Raw genomic sequence first — 3,917 nt, 5'->3', positions numbered from 1 at the left:
ACGCTCGCTGGACCGCTCCATCCGCACCGAGATCCACTATGCCACGCCCGAGAACTTCACCGGGGCGCCGCTCCCCGGCTACGAGGACGCGCGCGCCCTGCTGCGCCCCGAGGCGGCGCGGGCGCTGGCGCGCGTGCAGCGGCGCCTCCGGGCGGAGGGGCTGGGGCTCAAGGTGTTCGACGGCTACCGCCCCGTGCGCGCGACCCGGGCCATGGTGGAGTGGGCGGAGCGGACCGGGAACCGCTGGGTGATCGAGCAGGGGTACGTGGCGGAGCGCAGCGGCCACAACCGCGGCGGCACCGTGGACCTGACGCTGGTGGACCTCCGCAGCGGCCGCGAGCTGGAGATGGGCACCCCGTACGACCACTTCTCCCCGGCGGCGCACACCGCCAACGCGGGCGGCGAGGTGGAGACGAACCGGCAGCGGCTGGTGCGGGCGATGGAGGCGGAGGGGTTCCGGAACTACGAGAAAGAGTGGTGGCACTTCGGGATGCCCGGCGAGTGGGAGCCGCTGGACGTGCCCATCCGCTGCTTCCGCTGAACGCGCCGCCAGCTCCCGAGCCGCCCGCAGGCGGACTCTGCCGAATCGTACCGTGCCTCTTGACGGGACGCCGCGACAGCACTAGCGTACTACGCGCTGTCGTAACAACCCATGTCCCTCCGATCCCATGGACCGATACCATTTCACGTTCGATCCGCGGAAGAAGGGATTGCGCAAGATCCTCGGCGACCTCGAGGCGGACGTCATGGAGGCGATCTGGGCGCGCGGCCGGGCCACGGTCCACGACGTCCACAAGCGGCTCGCCGCGGCGGACCGAGAGCTCGCGTACACGACGGTCATGACGGTGATGTCGCGCCTGGCGGACAAGGGCCTGCTGGAGAAGCGGAAGGATGGCGCGGCGTACGTGTACATGCCTGCCGCGAGCAAGGAGGAATTTACCAGGCGCACCGTCGGCACGGTGCTGAGCGAGCTCCTGGACGACTTCACCGCCCCCGCGATGAGCCAGTTCGTCGACCTCGTGGGCGAGCAGGACGAAGCGGCGATCGAGGCGCTGGCGAAGGCCATCGAGGAGAAGCGGAGGCGAGCGGATTCCGATGTTTGAGTGGTTCTACGGCCCGTACACCAGACTCCTCCAGGGCGTGCCGGCCCTGCTGGTCATCCCGGGCACCTGCGGGGCGCCCGTGGACGTGCTCCGCGCGCTCACGCTGCTCCTCTGCGCCGCCGCGGGCGCGCGGATCTGGGCCCACTGCGTCGCCGACCGGCGCCTGCGCCGCCGGTCCCCGCTCTACGGCCCGGATGAGTTCTCGGGGCTCCACGAGCTCTATCGCGAGGCCGGCACGCGGGTCGGGCTGAAGCGCCTGCCCCCGCTGCACCGGCCCCCGGACGAGGCGCCGCTGGCGTTCACCACGGGGTGCTTCCGGCCCGCCGTCTTCCTGGCGCCCGCCCTGGTCCGCTCGCTGGGGGCGGACGAGCTTCGCGCAGTGCTGGTGCACGAGCTCGTCCACGTGCGCCAGCGCGACAACCTGCGCGCCCTGCTCGGCAGCCTGCTGCCCATCGGCGCCCTCGTGGTGGTCCTGCAGGTCGCGGTGCTCTACGCGCTCTTCCGGATGGAGCAGCGCCTCGGCTTCGCGCACGCCGGCCTGGTCGTCGCGGCGGTGCTCGCCGTGCTCTGGGCCTTCCGGTCCGTCGCCTGGCCGCGGGTGGTCTTCCGGCGCGAGCTCTCCTGCGACGACCGCGTGGTGGAGGCGCTGCAGAACCCGCTGGTGGTCGCCGCGTCGCTGGTGCAGGTGTGGCGCCTCCAGAATGCGCTCCCCCGCCGGCGGGGGGCGCGCTGGATCCATGCCCACCCCCTGCTCCGGAACCGCCCCAGCGTCGAGGCGCGCGTCCGCCGCCTGGTCGATTATCGGCCCGACCCGCGCCGCGCGTGGCTCACTGCGGCACGCCGATCGCTGGCCGCCGCGGCGCTGCTGTGGACGGCCCTGTTCCTCTGGAACTACCACGGCTCCGACCGGCACGTCCAGCTTCACGAGACGGCGGCCGAGTTCTACCGAACGTTCGCCCCGCCGCGGCGCTAGGGGGATCTGCGGGCCGCGCCCATGAAGAGAACTCCTCGTGCCCGTTTCCACTACGTCGTGTAGTACTCACCCGAGCCACCGTGAGCGCATTGAGCCAGAGAACACGACCGCCGGCACCGCTCGGCGCCGCCACCCTCGCGGGCCTGTGCGCGCTCGTCGCCGCGCTCGCCGTCGGTGGGACACCGGCGACGACGGATGCCCAGTCGCTTTTCCAGCGGGCGAGCGCCGTCGCGCGCGCGACCGCCAGCCGGCCCGTCGAGGTCGAGCTGCGGAGCGCCGCGCGCGTGCTCGTGCCGGGCGAGACGGCGGCCGTCGCGATCCGGCTCCGCCCAGAGCCCGGGTGGCACGCGTACTGGCGACACGCGGGCGACGTGGGGAGCCCACCCTCCGTGGAGTGGCGGCTCCCCGAGGGGTTCACGGCGGCCCCGCTCCGCTGGCCGACGCCGGAGCTGATCGTGTCACCACCGCTCGCCAGCTACGGCTACGAGCGCGAGGTGCACCTGCTCGGTGCCGTCCACGTCCCGCGCACCGCGCGCGTCGGGTCGACGGCGACGCTCACGGGCACCGTCACGTGGGTGGTGTGCAAGGTGGAGTGCGTCGCCGACGAGGTGGACCTCGCGCTGACGCTGCCGGTGGGAGCGGCCCCGGAGGTCGACACCGCCGCCGCTCGCGCGTTCACGGCCGAGGACGCGCGCGTCCCGGTGCGCCGCGCCGACTGGGTGTTCCGCTCGGCGGTGGACTCGGGCGCGATCGTGCTCCGCGTTCGCCCGCCCGACGGGTCGGGCCTGCTCGCGGGCGGCGACACGCCGCGCGTCCGATTCTTCGTGGACTCGGCCGGCGTCATCGACCACGCCGCGCCGGCCGCGGTGCGTGTGGACGGCGACGCGCTGGAGCTCCGGCTCGTGCGCTCGTCGTATGCCAGCGGGACCCCGGCCCGGCTGACGGGAGTGCTCGCGCTCGCGGGTCGAGACAGCGGTGACGAGGGGCTCGCGATCGAGGTGGATGCACCGGTGGTGGGCATGGCGCAGCTCGCGTCGGCCGACGGGCTCGGACCCGCGATCGCCGGCACCGGCGGCGCCGCCCTCGACGCCGGCGGGTGGCTCGCGCTCGCGATCGCCGGACTGCTCGCGCTCGTCGGCGGCACGCTGCTCAACCTGATGCCGTGCGTCCTGCCCGTGCTGTCGATCAAGGCGCTCGGCGTCGCCGAGGCGGCGGCGCACGATGGACGGACGGCACGGCGCCACACACTGCTCTTCGGCGCGGGCGTGCTCGTGTCGATGTGGGCGCTGGTGGGCGTGCTGCTCGCCCTGCGCGCGGCCGGCGCCGAGGTCGGGTGGGGCTACCAGCTCCAGAGCCCCGCCATGGTGGGCGCGCTCGCGCTGCTCGTGTTCGCCGCCGCACTCAACATGGCCGGCGTCTTCGAGCTCGCGCCGTTGGGCGGCACGCTCTCGGTCGCCGCGGGCCGCACGCCCCCGGCCGCCGAGGCGTTCATGAGCGGGGTCCTCGTCACCGCGCTCGCGACGCCCTGCTCCGCGCCATTCCTCGCCGCCGCGGTCGCGTACGGGATCGCCGGCGGGGCGGCGAGCGCCGTCGTCGTCTTCACCGCGCTCGGCCTCGGCCTGGTGTGGCCGCTCGCGCTCGTCGCCGTGGCGCCGCGCGTGCGCCGGTGGCTGCCGAGGCCCGGTGCGTGGATGGTGACGCTGCGGCAGGCGCTCGCCTTCCCGCTGCTCGCGACCGTGGTCTGGCTCGCGTGGGTGCTCGGCCGGCAGGCCGGGATCGACGCGGTGACGGCGCTGCTCGCCGCGCTCACCCTGCTGGCATTCGGCCTCTGGGCGCTGGGC

General features: G+C 74.3%; 4 protein-coding genes. All 4 read left to right on the top strand.

The features are described from left to right. Positions 1-541, top strand: a 541-nt coding sequence (locus tag VGR37_18340; protein HEV2149368.1) for a M15 family metallopeptidase, incomplete at its 5' end; no start/stop codon positions are given. Positions 542-668: 127 nt separating this feature from the next. Beyond that, complete coding sequence (locus VGR37_18335) at positions 669-1,103, top strand: BlaI/MecI/CopY family transcriptional regulator (protein HEV2149367.1); 435 nt, start codon at positions 669-671, stop codon at positions 1,101-1,103. Next, positions 1,096-2,076, top strand: a complete 981-nt coding sequence (locus tag VGR37_18330) for a M48 family metalloprotease (GenBank protein HEV2149366.1) — start codon at positions 1,096-1,098, stop codon at positions 2,074-2,076. Before VGR37_18335 ends, VGR37_18330 begins: the two co-directional genes overlap by 8 nt. An 80-nt stretch (positions 2,077-2,156) precedes the next feature. After that, positions 2,157-3,917: protein-disulfide reductase DsbD domain-containing protein (locus VGR37_18325; protein HEV2149365.1), on the top strand; the 1,761-nt coding region annotated here is incomplete at its 3' end.

Source organism: Longimicrobiaceae bacterium (genome assembly GCA_035936415.1).
Lineage (GTDB): Bacteria > Gemmatimonadota > Gemmatimonadetes > Longimicrobiales > Longimicrobiaceae > JAFAYN01.
This window is presented reverse-complemented; position numbering and strand designations above follow the sequence as displayed.